This window comes from Candidatus Nitrotoga sp. AM1P (genome assembly GCF_013168275.1).
Classification (GTDB): domain Bacteria; phylum Pseudomonadota; class Gammaproteobacteria; order Burkholderiales; family Gallionellaceae; genus Nitrotoga.
In genome coordinates this window covers 827,414-851,116 of sequence record NZ_AP019547.1, presented here as the reverse complement: position 1 = coordinate 851,116, position 23,703 = coordinate 827,414, and the positions used below count along the sequence as shown (strand labels likewise).

Annotated in this window: 17 protein-coding genes; 13 read left to right on the top strand and 4 right to left on the bottom strand. The window is 49.0% G+C overall.

What is annotated here, in order from left to right; genetic code table 11:
• The first annotated feature begins 6 nt into the window (after positions 1–6).
• The 8 genes from W01_RS03795 to W01_RS03760 all read left to right on the top strand — a co-directional run bounded on the left by W01_RS03795 (position 7) and on the right by W01_RS03760 (position 9,181).
• Positions 7–879: a prephenate dehydrogenase gene (locus tag W01_RS03795; RefSeq protein ID WP_198421342.1), complete on the top strand. Its 873-nt coding sequence runs from the start codon at positions 7–9 to the stop codon at positions 877–879.
• A gap of 158 nt (positions 880–1,037) precedes the next feature.
• Complete coding sequence (locus tag W01_RS03790) at positions 1,038–1,328, top strand: DUF3892 domain-containing protein (protein ID WP_173052269.1); 291 nt, start codon at positions 1,038–1,040, stop codon at positions 1,326–1,328.
• Positions 1,329–1,573: 245 nt separating this feature from the next.
• Positions 1,574–3,400, top strand: a complete 1,827-nt coding sequence (gene mnmC, locus W01_RS03785; RefSeq protein WP_173052268.1) for a bifunctional tRNA (5-methylaminomethyl-2-thiouridine)(34)-methyltransferase MnmD/FAD-dependent 5-carboxymethylaminomethyl-2-thiouridine(34) oxidoreductase MnmC — start codon at positions 1,574–1,576, stop codon at positions 3,398–3,400.
• A 269-nt stretch (positions 3,401–3,669) separates the two neighbouring features.
• Positions 3,670–4,479, top strand: coding sequence for a hypothetical protein (locus W01_RS03780; RefSeq protein ID WP_173052267.1), 810 nt, complete (start codon positions 3,670–3,672; stop codon positions 4,477–4,479).
• Between the two features lie 236 nt (positions 4,480–4,715).
• Entirely contained in the window at positions 4,716–5,057 is a 342-nt protein-coding gene (locus W01_RS03775; RefSeq protein ID WP_173052266.1) for a hypothetical protein, read from the top strand.
• 283 nt (positions 5,058–5,340) lie between these two features.
• Positions 5,341–6,063: a DUF6998 domain-containing protein gene (locus W01_RS03770; RefSeq protein ID WP_173052265.1), complete on the top strand. Its 723-nt coding sequence runs from the start codon at positions 5,341–5,343 to the stop codon at positions 6,061–6,063.
• Between the two features lie 528 nt (positions 6,064–6,591).
• Positions 6,592–7,113: a peroxiredoxin gene (locus tag W01_RS03765; protein WP_173052264.1), complete on the top strand. Its 522-nt coding sequence runs from the start codon at positions 6,592–6,594 to the stop codon at positions 7,111–7,113.
• Positions 7,114–7,279: 166 nt separating this feature from the next.
• On the top strand, positions 7,280–9,181 hold the full coding sequence (locus W01_RS03760) for an ATP-binding cassette domain-containing protein (protein WP_173052263.1): 1,902 nt from the start codon (positions 7,280–7,282) through the stop codon (positions 9,179–9,181).
• A 182-nt stretch (positions 9,182–9,363) separates the two neighbouring features.
• On the opposite strand, the gene dnaJ is transcribed toward W01_RS03760, so the two are convergent.
• From dnaJ to grpE, 3 genes are all read right to left on the bottom strand, one after another.
• Positions 9,364–10,494, bottom strand: coding sequence for a molecular chaperone DnaJ (dnaJ, locus tag W01_RS03755; RefSeq protein ID WP_173052262.1), 1,131 nt, complete (start codon positions 10,492–10,494; stop codon positions 9,364–9,366).
• Positions 10,495–10,723: 229 nt separating this feature from the next.
• Entirely contained in the window at positions 10,724–12,667 is a 1,944-nt protein-coding gene (gene dnaK / locus W01_RS03750; protein ID WP_173052261.1) for a molecular chaperone DnaK, read from the bottom strand.
• A 162-nt stretch (positions 12,668–12,829) separates the two neighbouring features.
• Positions 12,830–13,366 (bottom strand): nucleotide exchange factor GrpE, encoded by a 537-nt coding sequence (gene grpE, locus W01_RS03745; protein ID WP_173052260.1) that lies wholly within the window; start codon positions 13,364–13,366, stop codon positions 12,830–12,832.
• Positions 13,367–13,519: 153 nt separating this feature from the next.
• Here grpE and W01_RS03740 point away from each other — a divergent pair, with 153 nt between their 5' ends.
• Together W01_RS03740 and pbpG are read left to right on the top strand one after the other, a co-directional pair.
• Complete coding sequence (locus W01_RS03740; protein ID WP_173052259.1) at positions 13,520–14,698, top strand: MFS transporter; 1,179 nt, start codon at positions 13,520–13,522, stop codon at positions 14,696–14,698.
• Between the two features lie 257 nt (positions 14,699–14,955).
• A complete protein-coding gene (gene pbpG / locus W01_RS03735; protein WP_173052258.1) occupies positions 14,956–15,855 on the top strand; it encodes a D-alanyl-D-alanine endopeptidase in 900 nt (299 codons plus the stop codon).
• A gap of 92 nt (positions 15,856–15,947) precedes the next feature.
• On the opposite strand, the gene smc is transcribed toward pbpG, so the two are convergent.
• On the bottom strand, positions 15,948–19,472 hold the full coding sequence (smc, locus tag W01_RS03730) for a chromosome segregation protein SMC (RefSeq protein WP_173052257.1): 3,525 nt from the start codon (positions 19,470–19,472) through the stop codon (positions 15,948–15,950).
• Positions 19,473–19,532: 60 nt separating this feature from the next.
• Between smc and queF the strand changes: the two genes are divergently transcribed.
• The 3 genes from queF (at position 19,533) to W01_RS03715 (ending at position 23,701) form a co-directional block, all read left to right on the top strand.
• Positions 19,533–19,967 (top strand): preQ(1) synthase, encoded by a 435-nt coding sequence (gene queF / locus W01_RS03725; RefSeq protein ID WP_173052256.1) that lies wholly within the window; start codon positions 19,533–19,535, stop codon positions 19,965–19,967.
• A gap of 84 nt (positions 19,968–20,051) precedes the next feature.
• Positions 20,052–20,879 (top strand): NYN domain-containing protein, encoded by an 828-nt coding sequence (locus W01_RS03720; RefSeq protein ID WP_173052255.1) that lies wholly within the window; start codon positions 20,052–20,054, stop codon positions 20,877–20,879.
• Positions 20,880–21,424: 545 nt separating this feature from the next.
• A complete protein-coding gene (locus W01_RS03715) occupies positions 21,425–23,701 on the top strand; it encodes a TonB-dependent receptor (RefSeq protein ID WP_198421341.1) in 2,277 nt (758 codons plus the stop codon).
• The last annotated feature ends 2 nt before the right edge of the window (positions 23,702–23,703 follow it).

Below are 23,703 nucleotides of genomic sequence, written 5' to 3'. Positions count from 1 at the left end.
AAAGTCGTGACAACACCATTGTTTCGCAAGGTTGTTATTTTCGGCGTCGGCTTGATCGGCGGTTCGTTTGCGCTTGCTTTGCGGCGGATGAATGCGGTGGATCAAGTAGTCGGTTTCGGACGCAGCGCGCAGACGCTGGCGCAAGCACAGCAACTGGGGATCATCAACCGAAGCGGTTCAGATCTTGCGGCAGAGCTGGGCGATGCCGATCTGATATTGCTGGCAACACCCGTGGGCCAAATGGCCGACATCATGGCTCGCATCGCGCCGCATCTGGGTGCTCAGACACTCATTACTGATGGCGGCAGCACCAAGTGCGACGTTGCTGATCATGCATATACACATTTGGCCGCACATATTTCCCGCTTCATACCGGCACACCCTATTGCAGGTGGCGAGCAAAGTGGCGCTACCGCGGCGCGTGCTGATCTGTATCAAAACAAAAAAGTAATACTGACTCCGCTGCCGGAAAATTCCGCTGATGCAGTGGCGCGCATAAGATTGGCATGGGAATTGTGTGGCGCGTTGGTGAGCGAATTAACGCCGAAGCAGCATGATGAAGTGTTTGCTGTTGTCAGTCATTTGCCGCATCTGCTTTCATTTGCATTGGTACACGACTTGGCGCAGCGCGAAAACCGTGATTTGTTACTTTCTTTCGCCGCTAGTGGTTTTCGTGATTTCACCCGCATTGCAGCAAGCTCGCCGGAAATGTGGCGTGATATCAGTTTGGCCAACCGCGATGCGTTGTTGATAGAGATGGATCGCTATATGAGTGAACTGGAAACTTTGCGTAATGCGCTTGCCGAAGCCGATGGCACCAAGCTGGAAGAAATATTCAGCATTGCCCGTTCGGTGCGCAGCAACTGGACTCCGCAATAAATCGGCAAAATTTATTGAGAAAATCCCTAGCGTAATGCGAGGGGCAACTTGAAATAATTTGTAAACTGTAAATAATAGTCTGTTGTGTGAATTGAACAATAATTTCTGTATGAGTGATTTTTCATGCCGTTTCAAAAGATGGCTATAAGGAGAAAAGCATGGATTTACGAGTTACCTGTATTAAAAAGAATAACAGTCAACTTGCACATGAGCGTATTCAATTTATAGGTGGGGTGGATGCTGAAGGAGTGCGCTGGAAAATATCGGTGGAGGAGGCAATTGAGGGTATTGCAGTAGGTAAATGGCGATTTTATGCTCATGTAGGGGGGCATCCATTTTGGTTAGTGGTCGCTGTCAGTTCACTTGGGCAAAAGTATTTAAAAACTGATCACGATGGAGAGCAGCCAGTTAATTTACTGAGTTTGCGTGAGTGTCCGCCAGAGAAATAAATTCTATTTAACAAGGTAGTTGTCATTTTTTATGAAGACTGGAAATTTAGTTAATGGATTAGAATATTCAGAGATAACTTTTATCTCATACATCTCATACCGTATACTCCCTTAACAAACATTGGCACATGTCTTCATGCATATGACAACTTTCTTACTTCCGCAAGCATCCAGATGGCCTCTATTTTTGTCAAACTGTTAAAGCTACCTGCAATCAGTTTGGGCGATTGTTGAACCCTTCCGCCATGCTTAACTGGCAGGGCGGACAGCCTTTTTCCCGCCGTTTCAGCGATGTCTATTTTTCAAATGATTCCGGGCTGGAAGAAAAACGCCACGTTTTTCTGCAAGGCAATCGGCTGGCCGAACGTTTTGCATCTTTATCAAGCGATGGGTGTTTTGCCATCGGTGAGACAGGATTCGGCACAGGGCTGAATTTTTTATGCGCTTGGCAACTGTTCGATAAGGTTGCTCCCTTCAATAGCAGTCTTGATTTTTTCAGTGTCGAAAAATATCCGCTTAATGAGAAAGAACTGACTGATGTTTTGGCACTGTGGCCCCTATTGCGGCAGTATGCGGATGAACTCCTGGCACGTTGGCGCCGCCGCGTACCCGGCTGGAATCGGTGGAGTTTTGCCGGTGGAAAGATACGCCTTACCCTAGTGATAGGTGACGTAGTCGATGCGTTAACTGAAATCTGCGGTGACATCGATGCATGGTTTCTGGATGGTTTTTCACCGGCACGTAATCCCGAAATGTGGACACTGCCTGTGTTCGAGAGCATCGTGAGAGCCTCTCAGCCGGGCGCCTCATTTGCTACCTATACTTGTGCCGGCTGGGTGCGGCGCGGTTTGGAACAAGCAGGATTTCAGGTCAGAAAATCTCCAGGCTTTGGGCGCAAACGCGAAATGCTGCAAGGTCTCCTGCTCGGTTCGCCGCCAGTGCGGGCTAAGGTAACAAAAGCCATCGTAATCGGCGGAGGTGTGGCCGGTTGTGCCGTTGCCTCAGCATTGGCGATGCGCGGAGTCTCCGTTACCTTGATTGAAAGTGCGCCAGAATTAGCTGCGGCGGCATCGGGCAATCCGCGCGGAATATTGCATATTCGGCTAAGCGCAGGCATAGACTCATTGCAACGCTTTTTGGTGGCCTCCTATGGACATGCGCTTGCCTTGCTGGATGAAAAACTTCCCATTGACGGTATCGTTCGTGCGGAATGCGGAGAGCTGCAATTGGCGTTTTCTGCGCGCGAAGCAAAACGCATCGATCGACTGGCGGCACTTGATTGGCCATCGCATATATTGCGTCGCGTGGACGCGGCTGAAGCATCCCGGCTGGCTGGTATCGAGTTGGCACATGGTGGCCTGTGGTTTCCCGCCGGTGGCTGGCTGGTTCCATCACAGATGTGCGCAGCATTGGCAGCGAGCCCGGCCATCGTGCAGCGTACCGGTTGCCATGTGGAATCCTTAGCACCGGTAGAGTCCGGCTGGCGGGTAGTGGGGAAAGACGAGCGCCAACAACCATGGTTTGATGAGGCCCAAGTAGTGGTGGTTTGTACCGGTTATCAGGTGAAATCATTTGCGCCGTTGTCACACATTTCGCTGACGCCAGTGCGCGGGCAGATCACCTTGTTGCCTGCCACACCGCATAGCGAAAATCTGCGGACGATTGTATCTGCTAATGGATATCTCGCTCCATCATCCGGCGAGCTGCACGTGCTGGGAGCGACGCATGATTTCAATGACGAAGCAGTGGATTTGCGGGCATCCGATCATTTAGAGAATTTGTCCACACTGGCGGAAATATCTCCGGCACTAACCAAGTTAATGAATATTGATTCATTAGATGTTGAGCGACTGAATGGTCGTGCATCAGTGAGAGCTTCAGTTCCCGGGGCCATGCCGTTAGTGGGCGAATTATTGCCGGGGTTATATACCAGTCTGGGTCATGGAACTCGCGGTCTGATCACTGCCGGGCTATCCGGTGAACTGATTGCGGCGATGGCATGTAGGCAATTGTCGCCACTACCATTGCCATTGGTTAATGCATTGACTCCAGTGCCGGGTCTTGTAGGGTAGGCGAGCGATTGATGAATTCACGCTTCTAAATAAAGATCGAAGCCATGATGGAGCAAAAGCGGGAGGCCAAACCACGCGGCAGGCCGTAAAAAAATCGTGACGAATTTCCAGAGCTTTCCCTAAGACCAAGGGAATTGGGATTGTGATAATAAGCACTAAGAGTAATCTGTGTCTGGGCTCCTTTGACTTTACGACTTTAGGCTTATGATTGAAGCACGAGTCTTCATGCTCAAACATTTTCGTTTAACCCAAACACAAGTCTTATACAAATGCGGGAAATAATAAAGAAACTATTCAAGCAACTCATTGAATTCTTCATCACAGTTTCAGGGTTCATTATTGCCAAGATGCGCACTCCTCAACAGCGCTATTGGGCGGCACTTCTTTGGGTCAAATGGCTTCTCCCCTTTGCCGTCTTTGTTGATCGCTGGGTTTTTCGTCGACCCCAGAAATTACTCCTCAGTAAAACAGCGCTTTTAAAATTTATTCTTTCTGCCATAACCCGCTACGCTTATATTGAAATCCCCCTCCGTAGCCTTAACGAACAGGCGCTCTTGGAATACCATCGTAAATACGGTGGATTCATACTATGTAGTGCTCATTTTGGTCTAACCATGGCCGTATTTGGTTTTCTAGAAAAACACGGATTATCAGTTACGAGTATCTCTAATGGCGGTTCCAGAAAAAAAGCCTATGGTTGGAATTGGGGTTGCACTGAACCCCTACGCCTAATTAACTCTGATGCAAAATCCCTTATCAAAGTTCGCAAAGCACTAGCCAAAGATGAAATTGTTCTGGTTTATTGCGACCATGCACCAGATGACAATTTTCAAAATGACTTTTTGTTCTTATCCCCTAATATTTTTGAATATGCCTATAAAGCAACCATCCCTCTGCTCTTTTTAGGAGCAGCATTGGCATATGACGAAATTATTGAGATCGAATTTGTCGAAGCGTCGCATCCCATCCCTGCATCAGCAGAAGAATTGGTTGTGGTGATGGAGGAATTTCGCTGCTTCGTGGCACAGCGTATGGAAAAAAGCATCAGCTTCAAAAAAAAATCATCTGTGTTGGTGTGATTATTGCGAGCACGATTACGGTGCCGCTTATTCCCAGCATTGGCAGAGCCCAGCCATCGTGCTGCGTACCGGCTATCGCGGGGAATCCTTGATAGCAGTTGATACGGGCTGGCGGGTGGAGGGAAAAGTCGAGCGTCAACAGACATGGTTTTATGACGATCAGGTAGTAGTGGTTTTTACTGGTTATGAGGTGAAATCATTTGCGCCGTTGTCACACTTACCCCTAACGCCGGTACGTGGTCAGATCACTATTCTGCCTGCTTCACCGTACAGCAGAAAATCTGCAGACGATTGTATCTGCCAATGGATATCTTGCTCTATCCGCCGGAGAACTGCACGTGCTGGGAGCGACGCATGATTTTAACGATCAGGCGGTGGATTTGAGGGTATCTGATTATTTAGATAATTTATCTAAATTGGTGGAAATATCCCCGGTACTAGCCAAGTTGATGAATATTGATTCATTAAATGTTGAGCAACTGAATGGTCGTGCATCAGTGAGAGCTTCGGTTCCCGGGGCCATGCCGTTAGTGGACGAATTATTGCCGGGGCTGGTGCGGCAGGCGAGCGACAGATGAACGATAATGCATCTAATCCAGATAAACCCTCTTAGTGTGGATGCTATAGTGCTTCATGCGCAACACGGCTTGCACTTGATCGAGTAATTTTAGCGGGTTTTGGGGTGGACATAGCGGGGCGTTAAAAACTGGTTAACATCCTAATAAAATCATATTATTTTGATTTTAAATTAGGTTTGTAATTATTCCCATGATTTATAAATCAACTTGATAAAATTTTTAGTGTTTTATTGGGTCTATTTTACGTTGGGCGTCCTTTTAGTCACTTGGGTAGACTTCGACAATGGCTCTTACACAAATGCAGATCATTCAATCGCTCGGTGAGGCGATGTCCTGGTTCGAACGCGAACTCAACTGGGGCGTACCGCCAACAGAGTTGCGTCATCTGTGCGGGCGGATCGGGGAACTGTATGCCGCGTTGATCACCAATGGGCAAATGGCAACTGAAGTCAATCAAAGGGGTTACGACGTCGTAAGCGAGTCTGGCGAGCGAATTTCCGTTAAGACAACGGCGATGATGGGCTTGACTGGTCATGTTACCTTCAATTCAAGATCGCTTGAGTTCGTCGACCGCGTGATCGTCCTGCGCATGAATACAGAGGAAATGCAAGTCGAGACTTTGCTCAATGCTCTGATTGCAGACGTACGTCCACTACTAACTGGGCCAACGGAAGGAAATCAAGTTCTTGCGCTGAGTCGTCTCATCGAGAGGCGAAGGGTGAGAAGCGATATCGCTCTAGTCAACGAGATTGTTATCGATCACTACACCATACGCGAGCTCGAGACCGGAACGATTGAAGTGGAACGGGACGGAGTTTCGATTTCGCCAGTCAAGCCTGTACTTCGAGAGCTTGCAGCCCGCCTCAATGTCAGCCTCATTAACGGCAAGGGAAACGAGTTAAATACTCGGCAACTTGGGACTCAAGTGATTCGAGCGGTGGCGGCACTTATCGGCGGAAAAATGGTACCAGACTATTCTGCCGGCTTGGGTGATGAAGAAGCCTGAAGTCCCGGGTGCGCAGACGCCCAACAAGTAAGGTTAGCTCGGTTGAGCTTCATTTCATTCAGCCGAACCTTGTATCTACCGGGCTGCTCTTAAACGGGACGGCGCAAAAGCATGTTGTCCTTTGCTCTACGTGTGTACCACCGGGCATGGCACGTAACCATGTCGATGGAAAGTCCGGCAGCTAGGTTTTCGTAGAGCCGAAGGCTAACCGTGCAGCTTCTTTCTGCGTCACATGGCCTTCCTCCCCAACCATCCTGAGCTTCTTCAAGGCTCATTTTCAAAATCTCCTGTAGCAATTTCGCTCGGATAAATTATGTACTACAAGTCTGGGCAGTTTATTTATTACTACAGCAAATTTAAACATTTTGCTCCTGTTGAATTGAGTACAAGCGCGATATAGTGTTCGGCTGGTATCATTACGGTGTTGAGCTAAACGTCGTTCCTATAATGAGTAATTGCTGCGGCTTCGGAATTTTGCCTGAAAATAAACATAAGGAGAATAACATTAAGATATTGATAATATTTGGTATGTTAAGCATATCAGCATTGCTGATAGCAAGTCAGTTGGCACGTGCGGGCGAATTGCCGAAAATTGGAGAAGCCGCACCGAATTTCAATCTACCCGACCAGAATGGAAAAATTTATACCTTGGCGGATTTTCACGGTAAGTGGCTAGTGCTGTATTTTTATCCAAAGGATGATACGCCAGGGTGCACTGAGCAGGCTTGTAACTTTCGTGACGATCTGAATCAATTAACCGGACTCGGTGCGCAGGTAGTGGGTATTAGCGTGGACGACAGTAAGAGCCATGCCGATTTTGCCAAGAAATACTCTCTTCCCTTTCCGTTACTGGCGGACAAAAACGCTGAGGTGACCACGCGTTATGGCGTGCTGCGAAATCTTGGGATATTCAAGTTGGCGCGACGATATACATTTTTGATCGACCCGCAAGGTAAAATTAGCAAGGTGTATGACAAGGTTGAAACGTCGCGTCATTCGAAAGAAATTATTGAGGATTTGAATAAACTATTGGCTGCTGGAAAGGGGTGAAAAATTCTGTCAGCAATATTTTGGTTGCAACGTCATTCGTTTCTGTCGTAATGCTCTCGCGGTTGCCAAGTCTCGTTATGCGCTAATATTTTTTCTATTGCGCTATGGTCGATGCGTTTTTCGTTTATCCATCAATTTCTTCTTGTTAATTAAAAATATAATACTGATGCCATACATTACTCTTGATAAGGCCGCGCTTGCTTACGGCCATGTACCACTGCTTGATCATGTTAATTTCCAACTGGACGAAGGTGAGCGCGTCGGCATGATCGGGCGCAACGGCGGCGGTAAGTCCAGTATGTTAAAAGTGCTGGCCGGCCAGGCTATGTTAGACGATGGCTTGGTATGGCGTGCACCCGGTATACGCATCTGTTATGTGAGTCAGGAACCAGAATTAAATGGTGAAGCGACTGTGTTTGACGAAGTTGCGCGCGGGCTGGGTGAGCTACAACAAATTATTACTGATTATCATCATTTGTCGCATCAACTTGCCGAACCGGATGCTGATTACGAAAGTTTGTTGGAGGCGATGCAACCTCTGCAAACAAAGCTTGAAGCGCAAAACGGCTGGGCGGTGCAGGCGCGTATCGAGACTGCTATCCAACGTCTGGAGCTGAATGCTGACAGTCGTGTGGGTGATCTCTCTGGCGGCGTGCGTAAACGTGTGGCACTGGCGCAGGCGTTAGTGGCTGAGCCGGATGTGTTGATCCTGGATGAGCCCACCAACCATCTTGATTTCTCGTCCATTGAATGGTTGGAAGGTTTGCTTAACAACTTTCGCGGCAGCGTGTTGTTCGTGACCCACGATAGGCGTTTCCTGGATAACGTCACTACTCGCATAATTGAGCTGGATCGCGGCAATCTTGCTAGTTTCCCCGGTAATTTTGCGGCTTACCTGCGTTTCAAGGAGCAGATGTTGCAGGATGAAACGGTGCTCAACGCTAAGTTCGATAAAGTGTTGGCGCAGGAAGAAGTATGGATACGTCAGGGCATTAAAGCGCGAGGCGTGCGTAATGAAGGACGCGTACGGCGGCTGGAGCAGTTGCGGCGCGAGCGCAGTGCGCGGCGTGAGCGTGTGGGTAAAGTTGAAATGAGTCTGGAGGCGGGTGACCGCTCTGGTAAGCTGGTGGCGGAACTGTCGCACATCGGTAAATCCTTCGGCGACAGGCAAATCATTAAAGATTTTTCCTGCCGTATCCAGCGTGGCGACAAGATTGGTCTGTTAGGGCCCAACGGCTCTGGTAAGAGCACGTTGCTCAAAATTATCTTGGGCGAATTAGCACCGGATAGCGGCAAGGTGCATCTGGGCACCAAGTTGGCAGTGGCGTATTTCGATCAATTGCGTGCGCAACTGAATGAAGAAGCTACGCTGGCCGATACCATTAGCCAGGGCGCAGATTTTATTGAAATTGGTGGCGTACGCAAGCACATCATTAGCTATCTCGGTGATTTTTTATTTGCACCGGAGCGTGCTCGTTCACCGGTTAAAAGTTTGTCCGGCGGCGAGCGCAACCGCTTGCTGCTGGCGCGTCTGTTCAGCCGCCCAGCTAATGTGCTGGTGCTGGACGAGCCGACCAATGATCTTGATATTGAAACTATGGAGCTGCTGGAAGACCTGCTCGCGGATTACGATGGCACATTGTTTCTGGTTAGCCACGATCGTGCTTTCCTCGATAATGTAGTGACTCAGGTCATCGCCTTTGAGGGCGATGGCAAATTGATGGAATACGTCGGTGGTTATGAAGATTGGGTACGCGTAAAGAAGCAGCAAGCTGTGCAGCGAGCGCCCGTAAGTGCAGCCGCACCTGCCAAGCCATCGCTGCAGACTGAGGTTCAATCCAAACCTGCCACCAAGTTAAGCTTCAAAGAAGCGCGTGAGTTAGAGCAGATTCCACAGCGAATCGCGTCCCTGGAACAAGAGCAGGAAGAGCTTGCTGCCACTTTGGGTGCGGGCAATCTCTACCGTGACAATCCTGCCCACGCCAAGCAGCTACAGGAACGCACCGCTATTATCGAGGACGAGTTGTTGCAATTGATGGCGCGCTGGGAAGAGTTGGAGAGCCGATAAAGTTTATCGGCAATATCACCTATTTAAAATATCCTGAGGAAAACTCACCAACTTATTGATTATGAAATGTTTATGCAAGAAGTCGTTCGCATTGAGCTTGTCGAAATGTGAATGGCTTCTTATGCTTCGACAAGCTCAGCACGAACGGCAGTCAAATTCAATTCGTGCCGGATCAATATTTACTATCCAAAGAATTCCTTAACCTTGTTCATCCAAGATTTCGCACGCGGGCTATGGCGTGCGCTATCTTCTTCGTTTATCTGCTCGAATTCGCGTAGTAATTCCTTTTGCCGATCAGTGAGATTGGCCGGGGTTTCTACCATTACGTGGCAGTGTAAGTCGCCAAAGGTTGAACTGCGTACCCCTTTGATTCCTTTGCCGCGAAGACGGAAGACTTTGCCCGATTGGGATTCAGCTGGAATTTTGATGCGTGCTGAACCATCCAGCGTGGGGATTTCGATTTCACCACCCAGCGCCGCAACGACAAAGCTGATCGGCATTTCGCAATGCAGGTCATTGTGGTCGCGCTGGAATACCGAGTGCGGCGTGATGCGGATGACGACATACAAGTCGCCGGGTGGGCCTCCGTTGCTGCCGAGTTCTCCTTCGCCAGACAAACGGATGCGGTCATCGTTGTCAACCCCGACCGGAATTTTTATAGACAGTGTCTTATGCTGTTTGATACGGCCTGTGCCGTGGCAGGAACCACACGGCGAGATAATGGATTTGCCGCTGCCATGGCAGCGCGGACAGGTTTGCTGGATAGAAAAGAATCCTCCCTGTTGCATGCGTACTTGCCCATGCCCGCCGCAAGTAGTACAGGTAGTCGTGCTCGTACCTGGCTTGGCACCGCTGCCGTGACAGGTATCGCACTTGGTCATGGTGGGTATGCGAATTTGCGTTTCGGTACCGCGTGCAGCCTGTTCTAACGTGATTTCTAAATTGTAGCTCAGGTCGGCGCCACGGTGCATTTGGTTGCTTCCGCGTGAACCTGCTCCGCTCATTCCAGCACCAAAAATATCACCAAAAATATCGCCGAAATGGGAACTGGCGTGACCGCCACTGAATCCTCCTGACCCCATACCGGCATCGGCAGCGGCGTGTCCAAATTGGTCATAACCAGCACGTTTCTGCGAATCGGATAATACCTCGTAAGCTTCTTTGGCCTCTTTGAAGTGCTCTTCAGCTTTGGGGTTGTCCGGATTACGGTCAGGATGATGCTTCATTGCCAGCTTGCGATAAGATTTTTTTATGTCATCTTCTGACGCGTCGCGGTTGACGCCTAATATTTCGTAATAGTCACGTTTTTTCATTTTTGCATGAAGCGAAAAGGGGTTAAGGAGTTAATGATTTTAGATTTACGTAATTGGTCTCTATATTGAGGTCATTGAACCAATAACAGCGATAACCAAAGAGCAGATATCGCTGTATTAAGGAAAAAAGAGATGTCACTAGATAATTTTTATTTGCATATTCAAAATGCTAATTAACGAGTTTCGAAGTTGCGGTTGCGCTTCCGACATCCCCCATCCCATTTCATATTTACTTCTTTTCGTCTTTTGCTTTGTCATCTTTTACTTCAGTGAACTCGGCATCTACGACATCGCTGTCATCTTTCTTGCTATCGCCTTGCGATCCAGATTCACCAGGCTGGTGGGACTGGCTAGCTTCAGCGGCGTGCATCTTTTCTGACAGTTTTTGCGCAGCGGTGGAGAGTGCTTCAGCTTTGGCGTCTATAACGTCTTTGTCGTCGCCTTTCACGACATCCTGAGCTTCTTTCAAAGCGGATTCTACTGCAGCTTTTTCGTCCGCACTCAGCTGCTCACCGTATTCCTTCATAGACTTCTGCGTGGAGTGAATCAATGCATCCAGCTGATTACGCGAGGTAACCAATTCGATCGCTTTGCGGTCGTCGTCGGCATACGTTTCTGCATCCTGCACCATTTTTTGAATTTCAGCTTCGGACAAACCGGAATTGGCCTTGATGGTAATCTTGGATTCTTTACCGGTCGCTTTGTCTTTTGCACCTACATGCAGGATTCCGTTGGCATCAATGTCGAATGTCACTTCAATCTGCGGCATGCCTCGCGGTGAGGGCGGAATGTCGGAGAGGTTGAACTGCCCCAAGCTCTTATTTCCAGCAACAACTTCGCGCTCACCTTGCAACACGTGGATGGTCACTGCACTCTGATTGTCATCGGCGGTAGAGAATATTTGTGAGGCCTTGGTCGGGATGGTGGTATTTTTCTTGATCAGTTTGGTCATTACGCCGCCCAAGGTTTCAATACCCAGGCTGAGTGGGGTTACATCCAGCAGCAGAACGTCTTTAACTTCACCTTGCAGCACGCCACCCTGAATGGCCGCGCCTACTGCCACTGCTTCATCTGGGTTGACGTCGCGACGCGCTTCCTTACCGAAGAATTCTTTGACCTTTTCCTGCACCATCGGCATCCGTGTTTGTCCGCCCACCAGAATCACGTCGGCGATGTCGGCAGTGGAAACGCCCGCGTCTTTCATGGCAATCTTACAGGGGGTAATGGTGCGCGCGACCAATTCTTCCACCAGGCTTTCAAGCTTGGCGCGGGTAATTTTGATGGCCAGATGTTTTGGGCCGCTGGCATCTGCCGTGATGTAAGGCAGGTTCACTTCAGTTTGTTGTGCGGAAGATAGTTCGATTTTGGCTTTTTCAGCCGCGTCTTTCAGGCGTTGCAGAGCCAGCATATCTTTCTTCAGGTCGATGCCGCTTTCTTTCTTGAATTCCTCTACCAGGAATTCAATGACGCGCATGTCGAAATCTTCGCCACCAAGGAAGGTGTCGCCATTAGTGGACAGCACTTCGAACTGGTGTTCACCGTCAATTTCAGCGATGTCGATAATGGAAATATCGAAAGTACCGCCGCCCAAGTCATAGACCGCGATTTTGCGATCGCCTTCTTGTTTATCCATACCAAATGCCAGCGCAGCCGCAGTGGGCTCGTTAATAATGCGCTTTACTTCCAATCCAGCAATGCGGCCAGCGTCTTTAGTGGCCTGACGTTGACTATCGTTGAAGTAGGCAGGCACTGTGATGACAGCTTCACTGACCGACTCGCCCAGATAATCCTCGGCGGTCTTTTTCATTTTCATGAGCACTTGTGCGGAAATTTCCGGAATGGAAATATCTTTGTCACGAACCTTAACCCATGCATCACCGTTCTTGGCCTTAACGATGCCATACGGCACCATGCCCATGTCCTTCTGCACCATTGGCTCTTCAAAACGGCGTCCGATCAGCCGCTTTACCCCATAGAGTGTGTTTTTTGGGTTGGTGACTGCTTGTCGTTTGGCCGGCGCGCCAATCAGTACTTCGCCGTCTTCCATGTAAGCGATGATGGACGGCGTGGTACGTGTACCCTCGGCGTTCTCAATCACCTTAGATTTGCCGTTTTCCATGACAGCAACGCACGAGTTCGTGGTGCCCAAATCAATACCAATAATCTTGCCCATAACGTTTCCTTTTCGTTGTAATGTTGAAAGTCTTTGCTGCCTGTGTTGCATTAATCTGTGGGCAGCAGATGTGTATTTCAAGTGTTACGATAATTTTTCGCAAAATTCCGCGAACATGCAATTTATTTTAAGAAGCGGGTTGCTGCTTGGTTATTAGGGTTTTTATTCCTTCGCTTTGGCCACCATCACCAATGCAGGACGTAACACTCGGTCGTGCAGTTGATAGCCTTTCTGCATGACGCTGACTACCGTGTTGGCTTCTTGCTCACTATCTACCATGCTGATTGCCTGGTGCCAGTGGGCGTCGAATTTTTCGCCGAGCGGATTGATTTCTTTGATGTTGAATTTAGTGAATACAGCAGTGAGTTGCTTGAGAGTGAGTTCCATACCGCTCTTGAAACTTTCTACTGTGGCGATTTCAACAGCTAATCCTGCTTCCAAGCTATCTTTTACCATCAGCATTTCATTGGAGAAATGCTCGACGGCCAATTTTTTGGCTTTGCTAACGTCTTCTTGCGCGCGACGACGAATATTCTCGCTTTCTGCCTTGGCGTACATCCAAGCGTCGTAGTGTTCCTGTCCCTTGCGCTCCGCTTGTTGCAGCATCTCCTCGATGCTTGGCATAACCTCTGGGTTAAGCGTATCTTCAGCTTGGGTAGTCTGTTCAGGCTGTTGGGATGAGGATTCGGTGGGTTCCATCTGCTTCTCCAAAATGATTTCTTTAAAAATACGTAGCATAAAAATGGGGTCGACTTTTTTGATTTCAAGAGCATTGCGCAATATTATTTTATTCACGTGAGATAATACGTTTTTGCGGGTATTACCCTTCAGTTTTAACCCACTTACATTGCTGTGACCCTTCATAAAAACTATCACTGGCGTATCGCTGGTTTTTATTTCTTTTACTTTGCTTTTGTGGGCATGTTTGCGCCTTACTGGAGTTTGTATCTGCAATCCATCCATTTCAATGCAATGCAAATTGCCGTTTTAATGTCGGTGCAGCCAGTGATGCGGATGTTGTCTCCTGCACTATGGGGCTGGCTGGCCGATCATACCGGACAGCGTTTGCGGGTGGTGCAACTGGCAGCGCTGTGCAGTATTCTCAGTTACCTGGGGGTATTCTTCACGACTGAATTTGTCGGCTTGTTGCTGGTTATGATGGTGATGAGTTTTTTCTGGAGCGCTTCCATGCCGCTGGTGGAAGCGACTACGCTGACTTATCTAGGCAAGCACACTGCGCGCTATGGCCGTATTCGTTCTTGGGGTTCGGTTGGCTTCATTGTGGCGGTATTGGGGCTGGGCTATGCGTTTGACTATATCGCTATCGCTTGGATATTGTGGGTAGGTGTGGCGATCAAACTAGGCGTTTTGTTGTTCGCGCGTCAGATTCCACCCACCGAAGTGGTGGCGCACCACACCGACAGCCAGCCCATTCTGCGTTTGGTATTGCAGCCGCAAGTGTTGATATTGTTTGGCGCATGTTTCCTGATGGCTCTGGCGCATGGGCCTTATTACATTTTTTATTCGATTTATCTGGTGGAGAATGATTATTCGAAAAGCGCGGTTGGTTGGCTGTGGGCACTGGGTGTAATCTGCGAGATTGCAGTATTTTTCGCTATGCCGTGGCTAATGTCACGTTTCACATTATCGAAAATTATGATTGCAAGTTTTGCTAGTGCAGTGCTACGTTTTTTATTGATTGGTTGGGGAGTAGACTTGCTGTCGCTGATGCTGTTTGCGCAAGTTTTGCATGCCGCTACTTTTGGTTCTTTTCATGCGGTGGCTATGGCGTTGGTACATCAGTTTTTTCGAGGGCGGCATCAGTCCAAGGGGCAAGCGTTGTTTGGCAGCATTACTTACGGCGCGGGTGGTATGATTGGTGGATTATTGAGTGGCCCGTTATGGGAGCACTGGGGCGCAAGCGTGATGTACTCCTTTAGTGCCGCAGCGGCGTTGCTTGGGTTATTGTTGGTATTATGGAAATTGAGAATAGTAGTATTGCCTAGGAGTCAGTCGGATGCCACTCTTTGATTTGTGTCAAGGTGTGGTATCGGCTTCCTTCAGAGAACGCTTAACTTGACGTTAAAGGTTTGTAGTTATGCTTCGTTTATGTAGATCACTATAGTCATGCATAAGTACTTTATTCAGAATATAAAGTGTTTAAGTTTAGGTCTTGTTGGACATACGGCCAAGCATCAGACACATCTGATATTGTAAGAGTCTTTCCCTTTGATTTATTGTTGTGTTGCGGTATGCTCCGCTTAGTAATTTTCCCTGATGGAGAAGATATGTGCAAAAAACTTATTATGCTGGTGCTGCTGCTAGCGCCAGCTTTGGCAGTGCAGGCGGCACCCAGTAAGGCAATTACCCAAAAACAGGTTGATGATCTGACTTCGACGGTGTTGAAGTACACTTCTTCGCCCAAATTAAGTTCATCGATTGCACTGATTTACGACGAGCAAGAGCAACGCCCCCTGTATAGCAAAAATGCCAATGCTGTCGTACCTATTGCGTCCATTACCAAGCTGATGACTGCGATTGTGGTGTTAGATGCAGAGCTGCCGTTGGAAGAAAAAATTACCATCAGCGTGTTTGATTTCGATATTCTGAAGGGCAGTCATTCGCGTATGCGTATTGGCATGACGCTGACACGTGGCGAATTGCTCAATCTGGCGCTGATGTCTTCTGAGAATCGTGCGGCGGCTGCGTTAGCGCGCACTTATCCGGGCGGCACCAATGCAGCCGTGGCGATGATGAATGCAAAAGCGCTCGAACTGGGTATGATGAAAACCCATTTTAATGATGCGACTGGTTTGAACAGTGGCAATACTTCCACTGCGCAGGATCTGGTAAAAATGTTGATTGCAGCACAACACTATAAGCTCATTCATAAATACAGCACGGCGGCGTCACATTTGGTTGCCGTGCCTGGATTTCCCCCGCTGCGTTTTGGAAATACCAATCCATTGGTGAAAAATGCATCTTGGGATATCGGTGTGAGTAAAACTGGCTATATCAATGAAGCAGGGCGCTGTCTGGTGATGCATGCGCATATTATGCACCGCCCGGTGATCATTGTGCTCTTGGATTCACAAGGAAAAAATACGCGCGTTGGTGATGCCAACCGCATAAAGAAATGGATGGAAAGCGCCGCCGCTACTCGCGGGCGAAATACGCGGCGTGGTTAACCTCATGTGCGTAAAGAGAATTTGATAAAAATTTTACGGCTACATTAGTTAATGTATACGTAAGGCTTGTCAGGTAGCGCATGTAATCACTTTTATGTGGTTATTGTACTGTCGTCCCGCAGGCGTAGTGCTTCCTCAATGTCTACTGTCACCACATGTGATACGCCGCGTTCCTGCATGGTTACGCCGACCAGTTGTTGCGCTAATTCCATAGTGATCTTGTTGTGGCTGATGAAGATGAATTGGGTGTGCTGAGCCATTTTCTGGATCAGCTTGCACAATCGTTCGGTGTTGGTATCATCCAATGGGGCATCAACCTCGTCCAACAGGCAGAAAGGCGCGGGGTTAAGCTGGAACATCGAGAACACCAGCGCAATTGCAGTTAACGCTTTTTCGCCGCCTGATAACAAGTGAATCGAGGCATTTTTTTTGCCCGGTGGTTGGGCCATCACCTGCACGCCGCTATCCAGTATTTCATCGCCAGTTAGCACCAGGCGCGCTTCGCCACCGCCAAACAGCACGGGGAACATTTCTGCTAGATGGCGATTTACTTCATTGTAAGTGGTCATCAATAAGTCACGCGATTCCTTATCAATGCGGCGGATTGCTCCTTTCAGTGTGTCCATCGCCTCGGTCAAATCTTTTGCTTGAATATCCAGATAGGTTTTGCGTTCCTGTGCCGTATTTAATTCTTCGAGCGCCGCTAGATTTACTGCACCCAGCCCAGTTATGTCGCTGTTCAGGCGATTTAATTCGTTTTGTAACGTATTCAGCTTGATATTGTCGCTTTTCAACAGGGAGAGCAGTGTTGTTTCCTCTACATCTTGCAATTGCGCTGCCCATTGTTCATATTGCAGGCGTGCTTCCTGTTCCTTGAGCGACAACTCGCTGAGTTTCTCACGCAGGGGATGTAATTTTTGTTCGCTGGTCAGGCGCTCTTGTTCCAGTTTGTTCAGATTACTGGTGGTTTGTTCCAGTATGTTGCGCGCCTCGGCCAGCGTGTGTTCGCGCGCTTGACGCTGTTGCAGCGCTTCCTGCAATTGTTGCTTGCTGGTGCCGTCTTCTATACGGTCTAATTCGGCATGGTTTTGTATCAAAGTTTGTTCTAACTGCGCCAACGTTAACTCGATTTGTTTAAAATTCTGCTTTAGATCGGTGATTTTTACCGTGCAAGTCTTGAGAAAAAAGCGAGCTTCCTGTAATTCATGCTGCGCTTTTTGTGAGCGTTCGCGCTGTTGACGCAGCGTAGATTCCTGAGCGGTAGCTTGCAACCTCACTTGCTCCCCCTCTATCTGCTGGGTCGCAATGTTTTCGCGCAAAATGTTCATGCGCTCAGCGATTTCATGATGCTGGTATTGCTCTTCAGCAGACTGTTCGGCCAGCTCTTGCAATTCGTGCGCAATTTGGGTAGCGCGCTCGTGGCTGCGTTCGTTGGCCTGAGTTAATTTTAGAATCTGAACTTGTATTTCATGTTGACGTTGTTGTAATTCGCTGTTTGCCGCCCGCAAGAGCGCAATGCGGCTTTCGATAGTGTGATAGGTTGCCTCCGCTAGTGCTGCCTGGTGTTTGCCTTGATCCAATGACTTTGTCTGTTGCTGTGCTGCCTCCTGCAAACGCTCAATTTCACGTTGCCGCGCCAATACGCCATGCACCTGGTTGTCCGGAGCATGGAACAGCACGCTATGCGCGCCAATCAAGTGTCCCTGCGGGGTTACTAGCCAGGCACCGGCGGGCAATTGTTCACGTAAATTTATGCCCAGTGCCAGTGTTTCCGTGACATACACACCAGACAACCAGTCTGTCACTACGGGCGCAGCTTGTGGATTATGGTAGGTTACGAACCCCCCCAGCGGAGTCAGCCCAATATCTTGTTGGGCTTTGAAATTATGCACTCCGTCCGTTGCGAAGATAGCCAGCCTGGCCGGTGGCGTATCACTCCAATGAGCAGCATCGTTCAGGTGGGGCAGGGCGAGCGCATTGAGTCGTTCGCGCAAAACGGCTTCCAGTGCATCTTCCCAGCCTGCTTCAATACCGATGGATTGCCACAGGCGCGGCAGTGGGTCTAATTGATATTTTGTTAACCACTGTTTCAGATTCTTGTCGTTGTCGACCTGATTTTGAAGCTGTTGCAACGCGGAAAGTTTCGCCTCCACCTGCGACAGTTGCCGTTCGAGTTCCTGCATTGCGGTACGTTGGTTGCGCCGTGTTGTATCGGCCCCCGGTAATTGCGCCTGAAGTTCTGTCAACTGCTGCTGTTGTGCTGTGTGTTCCATCTCCATATCGAGTAATAAATACTGCGCCTGTGCCAATGCTTCGCTATCCACTTGCGGGAGATTGTCCTGTTCCAGCAGCAAACGTGAGCGGCGCGTTTCTAGTTGTTGCACATTGCGTTGGATATGTTCGCGTTGCGTATCGGCCAATTGTAGTTGTTGTTGTGAAATAAGTTGTTCGCGTTGCATGGTGTTGTGGCGTTCCAGTCCGGCGCGTGCGGTTTCTTCCGCTTGCGGCAGATGCAGTGCTTCGGCGTTTGCGTGGTTTTCCCAGCTCTCAACGCGAATGTCTGCTTCTTGTTGTTGTTGCTGCCAATGTGCCAGTAAAGACTCTATACCTTGTAACTGGGTGCGTTGTTGTTCAACCTGCAGCTTACTATTGGCCGTCTGCTGATTTAAGCGCGTGCGTTGATCGTTGAGATGGGCAATCTGCTGTTCTAGTCGTGCAATTTCAGCATTCGCCGCGTACAGCTCGCCCTGCTTGGCATGTAGTGCATCAGCTTGCGCGTAATGCTCATTGCGTATGTATTCCAGTTGGCTTTCCATTCCACGTAGACGCGTAGTTTCAGCCTCCAGCTCGTTTTTTGTTAACTCAATTCCTTGTGCAAAACGCTTCCGGCGTGTTTCAGCTTCCTGTTTATTCACCAACCACAGCAATTGTTGCGTGGTGTCGCGCTTCGATTCTAATTCGTGGTAACGCCTGGCTACCGCTGCTTGTCCAGTCAGATGGGTAAGTTGCTTAGTCAGCTCTAGCAAAATGTCATCAACGCGTAGCAGATTGTCGTGCGTATCGGCAATGCGAAGTTCGGTTTCGCGGCGGCGGTCGCGGTATTTAGATACCCCCGCAGCCTCTTCCAGAAACACGCGCAGTTCTTCCGGCTTAGCTTCAATGATGCGCGAAATCATGCCCTGTTCGATAATGGCGTAAGCTCGTGCGCCTAGCCCGGTGCCCAGAAAAATGTCGGTTATATCCTTGCGCCGCACATGCTGATTGTTGATGTGGTAACTGGAATCACCGTCGCGCAGCAGCACGCGCTTGATAGAGATTTCGGCGTAGCTTGACCATTGGCCGGCAGCCTTACCCAAACTGTTATCGAAGATCAGCTCGACGCTGGCGCGCGAGACCGGTTTGCGCTTACCGGAGCCGTTGAAAATGACATCTTGCATGGATTCGCCGCGTAGCGCTGAAGCGCGAGATTCGCCCAACACCCAGCGTAGCGCGTCAATAATGTTCGATTTTCCGCAGCCATTTGGACCGACAATGCCGACGATCTGCCCGGGTAGCGCAATATGGGTGGGATCAACGAAAGATTTGAATCCAGCGATCTTGATGTGAGAAAGACGCAATTTCAATCAGTTGGACATTATAATGCGTTGTATTCTAACCGACCCACAAGGCATATCAAAATGAGCGCTCTGCCCAGCAAAACCGTGGCCAGCAAACTTCTGGAAACCTTCGCCAACCCCAATCCCCAGCGCGATTACCACATCCACATGGAAATCCCTGAGTTTACCTGTCTGTGCCCCAAGACCGGTCAGCCTGATTTTGCTACGTTGATCCTCGATTACATCGCGGATACAACTTGCGTCGAACTCAAAAGTCTCAAGCTCTATATCTGGTCATTCCGTAATGAAGGACATTTCCATGAAGATGTTACCAATCGAATTCTGGATGATTTGGTTGCCGCTATCCAGCCGCGTTTCATGCGCCTGACCGCCAAATTTTACGTTCGTGGTGGCATTTTTACTAATATTGTGGCGGAACACCGAAAGTTTGGCTGGCAAGCGCAGCCGTTAGTCGATCTGATGCAGTTCGAGACGCAGTCAAATACGCGAGGCTAGTTGGCAATAATTGGGTTCATCCGGTCAAGCAGTAAGTTGATATGTGTGGTACAGCTATTAACAAACTTAGTTTAGGAGTAACAGATGGCTGGTCAACCTGAAATTACCAACATGGCTATGTTTTGCGATTTCGAGAACATTGCGCTAGGGGTACGCGACGCCAAGTATGCGCAGTTTGACATCAAGAAGGTACTTGAACGCTTACTGCTTAAGGGTAGCATTGTCGTCAAAAAAGCTTATTGTGACTGGGATCGTTACAAGGAATTTAAGGCGACGATGCATGAAGCTGCTTTTGAATTGATTGAGATCCCGCATGTGCGCCAATCAGGTAAAAATTCTGCTGATATCCGTATGGTCGTCGATGCGCTGGATCTTTGTTATACCAAATCCCATGTTGATACCTTCGTTATTATCAGCGGTGACTCGGACTTTTCCCCATTGGTTTCCAAGCTGCGAGAGAACAACAAATATGTGATCGGGATTGGGGTTAAGGATTCGACTTCTGACTTGCTCAGTGCCAATTGTGATGAATTCATTTTTTATGATGATCTGGTACGCGAACAGGAAGCACAGAAAAAACGCGCTGAAAAAAAATCCCCGGCAAAAACACCTGTCGGTGGCACGACGAAAAAATCAATATTGAAACCTGAAGATGATAAGCGGCAGGAAGCACTCGATTTTATTGTCGAAACCATCGAAGCATTGATTGCTGAACGGGGGGAGGAGAAAGTCTGGTATTCCATGGTTAAACCTACCATGCAGCGTCGGAAACCAGGTTTTGCTGAATCGGCTTACGGCTACCGTTCGTTCAAAGAATTGGTGGAAGACGCGCAGAAAAATAATCTGCTCATGATGGTACGTGATGAAAAAACAGGTCAGTACACCATACGTTTACCAGCGGCGGAGGAATAACACAGCTATAAGTTATGTGCAGCCAAGTTTGGGGAGCATATTAATTTACGGATTTATGCTATCCCATCATATGGGCTATTTTGTCATTGGCTCGGTCAATAAAGCACCCCGCAGCTTGCTGCGGGGTGCTTTATTTTGACATCTACATTTAAAGATTTGAAAAACATTAGGTTATGTTTTTCAGGTTGCCCTCATAGGCTGATTGGCCGTGGTGCGACAAATTGCCGCGCGACAATTTGCCACATTCTCAAGATGATTTTTCTTCCTTATGATTCGTGCGCTTCATAATTTAAGTGAAATTTTTGGTGCGCTCCGAGTTAACCACCGTGGTTCTGCGTTTATCGCAAGCGACGTTTTCTGCCGTGGACAAAATTCTGCACATTTAGCAAATCATCCAGAGTTCGCTTGTAAATCGGGGAAAGTTGCGCAAATAAACGTGGCTACTTTATTGGAAGTAACCATGTTTGTCTAAGCAGCGCTATAAGTGAAAACTCTTGGCATTTAGCTTGACCGGGATCGGTCTGGAAAACAACAAGGAGTTTTTTATGGCCAAGAAATTAGCACGCCGCACCCAGCGTACATACATGCTCGCATTTAAAGTGCGTAAGCAGCGTTCTCAAGAATCTAAAGCAACTCAGTTGCCACGCGCCCGTTTAGCAACGGTCGTTCCTACGGTTTTGTCAATCAGTATTTTCTCCGCTTTTGTGATGACGTCCGCTCCCAGCCATGCCCAACCTGAATTAGTAACATTGCCGCAAATTGATGTCGTAGGCACAGTACCAGTCGCCAATGGCCGACTTAACCTTGACGAACCTTCTGAAACCGGCAGCCGCCTCGGGCTGACGCCGCGCGAGACGCCAGCTTCGGTTACGGTTGTTAACCGCACCACCATTGATGCACGTGGTGCGCAAAACACCCAGGAAATACTTCGGGCAGTTCCTGGTGTCACTGCGCACGATGCGCCAGGCAATATCGGTGTTTTTTATCGGGGCTTTGGCAGTGGGTCACTTAGTCAATTATTCAACGGTATTAATGTGCAATATTCGATTGCAGCCCGCCCGGTGGATAGCTGGATTTACGACCGCGTTGAGGTTATCGGTGGCCCATCCAGTTTTCTTTTTGGCTCAGGTGCGGTCGGCGGCTCTATTAATTACATCACCAAAATCGCGGAAAGAGGTGATTTTTCAGAAGCGAGAGTGCGGCTGGGCGCTTATAACCTCAAGGAAGTGTCTCTGGGATTAAATCGCCGCATCATTGGCGATGGCGGAGCGGGCAGCCACTATGCGCGAATTGACGTGAACCACCGTAACGCGGGCAGCTGGATAAATGGCACTGAAAGCAAGGCCACACAAGTTGCCGCCTCACTGCTGTCGGACTTTGGCGGTGGATTGACCCATAAATTGGCTTATGAATACCAGGATGAGGATGTCGACCGGCCATACTGGGGAACGCCAGTAACCAATCCGGCTACGGGTACGTTACGCGTTGATCCCGGCACCCGCTTCAAAAACTACAACAGTACTGACAGTATTTATGCTCAGCGTGTACAGTGGTTGCGCTCGGTGACCGACTGGCGTGTGACCGATGCGCTGCAATTCCAGAATACTGCGTATGCTTATGATGCACTGCGCGATTACCGCAATGTTGAAACTTATGTTTTCAATCCGGCCAACACAGCCGTGATTCGTTCGAATACTTTTCTGCAACGGCATGACCATCAAGTTTTTGGTGACCGCGTTAATGGGCTATACAAGGGGCAACTTGCTGGCCTTAGGAGTGATTGGTCTTTCGGGCTGGACGTGAGCGTAAACAAGCAGACGCGATTCCCGAATAGCCTACCTGCTGTCGTAAGTACAGTCGATCCGTACAATTTTGTTACCGAAAGTTTTTTTCAAGTGCCCGGCATGTCACCAGGCTTCAACCCTGACCGGGAAGTCAAGGTCACTTCAACTGCACTGTACCTTGAAAACCGCACAACGCTAATGCCGACTTTAAACCTGATCACTGCGCTGCGCCATGACCGCATCGAACTTGATCTGACAAATCGCCGTGCGGTGACAGCAGCTAATCCTGCTACCCTCGCGCGCACATATAACCCAACGACCAGTCGCCTCGGCTTGGTATGGGACGTTGCACCGGGTGCTAATCTGTACGCGCAATATTCAACGGCGGCTGATCCTCCGTCCGGTATTCTTACCACGGCCTCTTTTGCTGCCGCGCGTGATAACACCGCACTTACGACGGGCAAGCAGGTAGAAATTGGTAGCAAAATTGATTTCTGGCAAGGCAAAGGCACGGCCACGGTCGCGGCCTACAGTATTACCCGCAAAAATATTGCTACTCCGGTGTTGGGCAACAGCGCACTCACCGTTTTGGTCGGGGAACAATCAGCTAAAGGTGTGGAATTGGCCGTTGGGCTGCAACCTACCTCCAGATTGTCGTTGCAGGGCAATATTACCTATGTCGATGCGCAATTTGAGAACTTTGTTCAGAACGGTATTTCACTGGCCGGTAAAACGCCAATCAATACGCCATCGACGGTCGCTAACCTGTGGTCTTCGTATGACATCACGCGCGCTTGGCAAGCAAGTGCAGGCGTGCGTTACGTCGGCAAAGTTTATGCAGATGCTGATAACACAATGAATTGGTCAGCTTACACGCTGCTTGATCTTGGTTTGCGCTGGAAAATGAGTAAGACGGTGTCTATGATAGGCCGCGTTCGTAATGTGACTGACCGTATTTACGCCGCGAACGTCGGTAGCACGATGGCTTACCTGGGGCCGCCGCGCACAGCCGATATTACTTTGAGTGCGGCGTTTTAAGG